Source organism: Coprococcus intestinihominis (assembly GCF_040096555.1).
Lineage (GTDB): Bacteria > Bacillota > Clostridia > Lachnospirales > Lachnospiraceae > Coprococcus_A > Coprococcus_A intestinihominis.
Genome location: NZ_JBBMEK010000297.1, coordinates 1 through 3,832, shown reverse-complemented (window position 1 = coordinate 3,832; position 3,832 = coordinate 1). Strand labels below are relative to the sequence as shown.

Annotated in this window: 5 protein-coding genes; all 5 read left to right on the top strand. The window is 45.6% G+C overall.

What is annotated here, in order from left to right:
- Nucleotides 1-418: lysozyme family protein (locus tag WMO25_RS15995; protein WP_349086153.1), on the top strand; the 418-nt coding region annotated here is incomplete at its 5' end.
- 28 nt (nt 419-446) lie between these two features.
- Nucleotides 447-980 carry a cysteine hydrolase family protein gene (locus WMO25_RS15990; RefSeq protein ID WP_117540051.1) on the top strand — a complete coding sequence of 178 codons (534 nt, stop codon included), beginning with the start codon at nt 447-449 and terminating at the stop codon, nt 978-980.
- A 12-nt stretch (nt 981-992) separates the two neighbouring features.
- Nucleotides 993-2,675, top strand: a complete 1,683-nt coding sequence (locus WMO25_RS15985) for a bifunctional metallophosphatase/5'-nucleotidase (protein ID WP_349086152.1) — start codon at nt 993-995, stop codon at nt 2,673-2,675.
- A 45-nt stretch (nt 2,676-2,720) separates the two neighbouring features.
- The gene (locus WMO25_RS15980; protein WP_349086151.1) at nt 2,721-3,422 is read left to right on the top strand and encodes a ClpP family protease; all 702 of its coding nucleotides are present in this window, start codon (nt 2,721-2,723) and stop codon (nt 3,420-3,422) included.
- 112 nt (nt 3,423-3,534) lie between these two features.
- On the top strand, nt 3,535-3,832 hold a 298-nt coding region (locus tag WMO25_RS15975; protein WP_349086150.1), incomplete at its 3' end, for an undecaprenyl-diphosphate phosphatase.

Here is a 3,832-nt window from a genome sequence, read left to right as displayed (position 1 = left end):
TGCCAAAGAATACGGCATTGAATCCTATGTCCCTGTCATCGAAGCATTGATGCAGCAGGAGAGCAGCGGCCTTGGCGCAGATGTTATGCAGTGTTCCGAATGCTACTACAATACAGAATATGATCAGACGCCCGGCAGTATCCAGGATCCTGAATATTCTATCAAAACCGGTATTCACTATTTTGCAGACTGCCTTGAACTGGCCGGATGTAAAGGTTCCGGAGATATACGCAGACTCCGGTTGGCGCTGCAGGGCTACAACTTCGGACATAACTATATTGAATGGGCCATCAAACGTGACGGCGGCTATACGGAAGCCAATGCCCAGGCTTTCTCTGACATGATGAAAGAGCAGCTTGGCTGGGAGACCTATGGCGATACGACTTATCCGGAGCATGTACTTCGCTATTATAAGTAAGCAGAGAAATGGAAAGGAAGATTTTAATATGAGTAAATACCTTGTTGTTATTGATATGCAGAAAGATTTTATTGATGGTTCCCTTGGAACAAAAGAAGCACAGGCGATTGTTCCAAAAGTCATAGAGAAGGTCGCAGAATTCAAAGGACCTGTGATGTTCACACGCGATACGCACGAAGAGAATTATCTTGAAACTCAGGAAGGTCAGAATCTGCCTGTTGAACATTGTATCAGAGGCACGGAAGGCTGGGAGCTGCAGCCTGAACTGAATGAATATGCACTCAAGAATCACTGCCTGATTTTTGACAAACCAACCTTCGGATCAACCAGTCTTGCCGGATGTGTCAGCGGAATTGCACGTATGGCACCTATCGATCAGATTGAACTTGTTGGTCTCTGTACTGATATCTGCGTTATTTCCAACGCTATTCTTCTTAAGACTGCACTTCCTGATACAGAGATTATTGTTGATGCTTCCTGCTGTGCAGGCGTGACTCCTCAGAGCCACAAGAATGCACTTGAAGCCATGAAAATGTGCCAGATTACCATTGTCGGAGAATAAGGAGCCTTTTTCATGAAAAAAAACAACATACACAGCCAGCAGGACACTGTACAGACTGAACACCTGAGTAGACGCCATTTCTACATAATTATAGTCCTTATTGTGATCATACTTGTTGCTTTGATTGCGCATACGATCCTGCGTCCGGACAGAAATGCCACCCTCAGGATTATTTACACAAGCGATATGCAGGGGCAGATCACCTATTCAGACGGGCAATACGCCGGTTACGAAAAAGTTGCTGCCCTCAGCCATAAGCTGTCCTCCGAAGGTGATCATGTCCTGCTTCTTGATGCAGGCAACTGTCTTGGAGACAGTGTTATCGCTGAAATGGACAATGGCCAGTCCATTCTTTCTTTGATGAATACAATGCAATATGATGCAATGGTACCCGGTCCAATGGATTTTGTTTATGGTGCAGATACCCTTTCATCTCTCCGATCCAAAGCCAGTTTTCCATTTCTTGCCGCCAATATCACCAAGGCCGACGGCAGTACGGTTTTTGAAAACTACAAGATTTTGAATATCAACAGTGTTCGTATCGGTGTGATCGGTGTAACCACCGGTCTCAGTCAGACTCAGGCACAAAAGAGCAGTTTGACAGTGGCAGACCCTGTAGAAACCGTGAAGAATGTCCTTGGTCAGATGTCCGGGAAGACAGATGCAGTGATCGTTCTTACCTACACAGGCAGCGAAGATATCACAAATGCACTTGCCGCAATAGACGGTGTCAGCATTGTCATTGAAAGCGGCGCTTCAGAAGCTTTTGCCAATACAACAGACAACGGTACAGTCATTACTTCTGCCGGCACAAAAGGCAATGTAATCGGTGTCGCCAGCCTTGATATTACCCGGTCAGATGTTTCTGTTGACAGTCAGTTCTATACATCTTCTGATTACAGCAGCTTATCGGCAGAACAGTCTGTAGCTGATGCGGTGGCAAGTGTTGTCCGTTCAGCTGATACCAATGCCTCTGAACCTGCAGGTTCTATCACTCTGTCGACCGATACAGCTGCCGACACAGCTGAAACAGAATCAGACACATCAGATGAAACAGCCGACACATTAGAAGATGGCTCCGCTGACAGCGACGTCCGGACCTATCATTTAGCTGAAACAGGCATCGGCAACCTGACCGCAGACGCTATGCTGGATGCAGCTGCATCGGACGGCGCAGTTGTTGCACTCATGCCGGATCAATCGATTTCCGGTACACTGGCCAATGGTATTGTTTCAAAAGGACAGGTCCAGAACCTGTTTGACGACCAGTTATATCTTGTCACCTGTAAAATGACCGGCGGCGATCTGAGGACCGCCCTAGAGAACAGCTTTAATAATTATCCAAATGCAGACGGTTTTCTTCAGGTTTCAGGTATTTCATATACCTTTAATGCCTCAACTGCCATCGGAAGCCGTTTATCCGATATTATGATCGATGGTCACAAGCTGGACGATGCACGAACATATATTGTTGCCACCACGAATATACTGGCGGACACCCTGGGTTATCGTTCAGAAGCTACCGGACGCGTCGGTACATATCGGACCATTGCTTCTGTTGTAACGGATTATATTCAAAAGAATTCCTCGGCTACATCAGGTTCAGCACTGCCATCTGAAACAGAATCAGACACAGAAGATACCACTGCATCCGGCGAAACAGCCGATACGTCAAGAATACAGATCAATGAATAAAATATCCGTGATCGGACACACTGTCTAAAAAAGGAGTATCCGATCATGCAGGAAAATGAATCCAATGAATCTGACAAACCTACCCTGGATGAACAGATCCGTGAATACGGGCAGGTTGTTTTAAAGGCCAATGCAGGCAAACATCGCATCTTTCTGTTATCCATTATTGGTGAAGTAGAAGGTCATGAGCAATCTCCGGGAAATGTCAAAACCACCAAGTACGAACACGTTCTCCCACAATTGGCCATGGCAGAAGACAGCTGCGACATCGACGGCATCCTTGTTCTTTTGAACACCATGGGTGGAGATGTGGAAGCCGGCCTTGCCATTGCCGAGATGATAGCCTCCATAAGCAAACCGACAGTATCTCTTGTACTTGGCGGCAGTCACTCAATCGGGGTTCCGCTGGCTGTCTCAGCGGACTATTCTTTCATCGTACCCAGTGGAACCATGATCATTCATCCTGTCAGAATGAATGGCATGGTTATTGGTGTGATACAGACATATGAATATTTCGAGCGTATACAGGAACGCATTTTGAATTTTATTGTCACCAATTCCCGTATCGCCAAAAGCCATCTGAAAAAGCTGATGCTTGATACAAGCAAGCTGGCCAAAGATGTCGGAACCGTTCTTGACGGTCAGGAAACCGTTGACTGCGGCCTTATTGATGCCATTGGCGGAATCAGCAATGCCCTGGCCAAATTAAACGAAATGATTGACGAATTTCAAATTCGCTCTTGTTAAAGCTTTCAATATGTAGTAAAATGCAAATAGCGTGTAAGAGGTTGTTGCAGACAACGGGCAGCAGCCTCTTTTTAATGATACTTCGCTATGAATAATTTGGAGGAATTTTTATATGAGTTTACTGCAGTCAATTTTAATGGGTATCATTCAGGGTGCGACCGAATTTCTTCCGGTCAGCAGTTCCGGACATTTGGCTCTGTTCAAGATTATTTTCAATGTGAATACAGAAACAGGCCTTTTATTTGATACAATGCTGCATCTTGGCACACTGGTTGCCGTCTGCATTGTTTACTGGAAGGATGTCTGCAATCTGATCGTTGCCGCATTTCAATTGTTATTTGACATTATTGCCAATTTCAAGACATGGATCAGCAACAAGAAGAATGGAGAGTATACCGCTTATCGCCGTC

What these genes read in the sequence shown, in the direction of transcription:
- WMO25_RS15985 (WP_349086152.1), top strand. Translation starts at nt 993, where the DNA reads ATGAAAAAAAACAACATACACAGCCAGCAGGACACTGTACAGACTGAA.
- WMO25_RS15990 (WP_117540051.1), top strand. Translation starts at nt 447, where the DNA reads ATGAGTAAATACCTTGTTGTTATTGATATGCAGAAAGATTTTATTGAT.
- WMO25_RS15980 (WP_349086151.1), top strand. Translation starts at nt 2,721, where the DNA reads ATGCAGGAAAATGAATCCAATGAATCTGACAAACCTACCCTGGATGAA.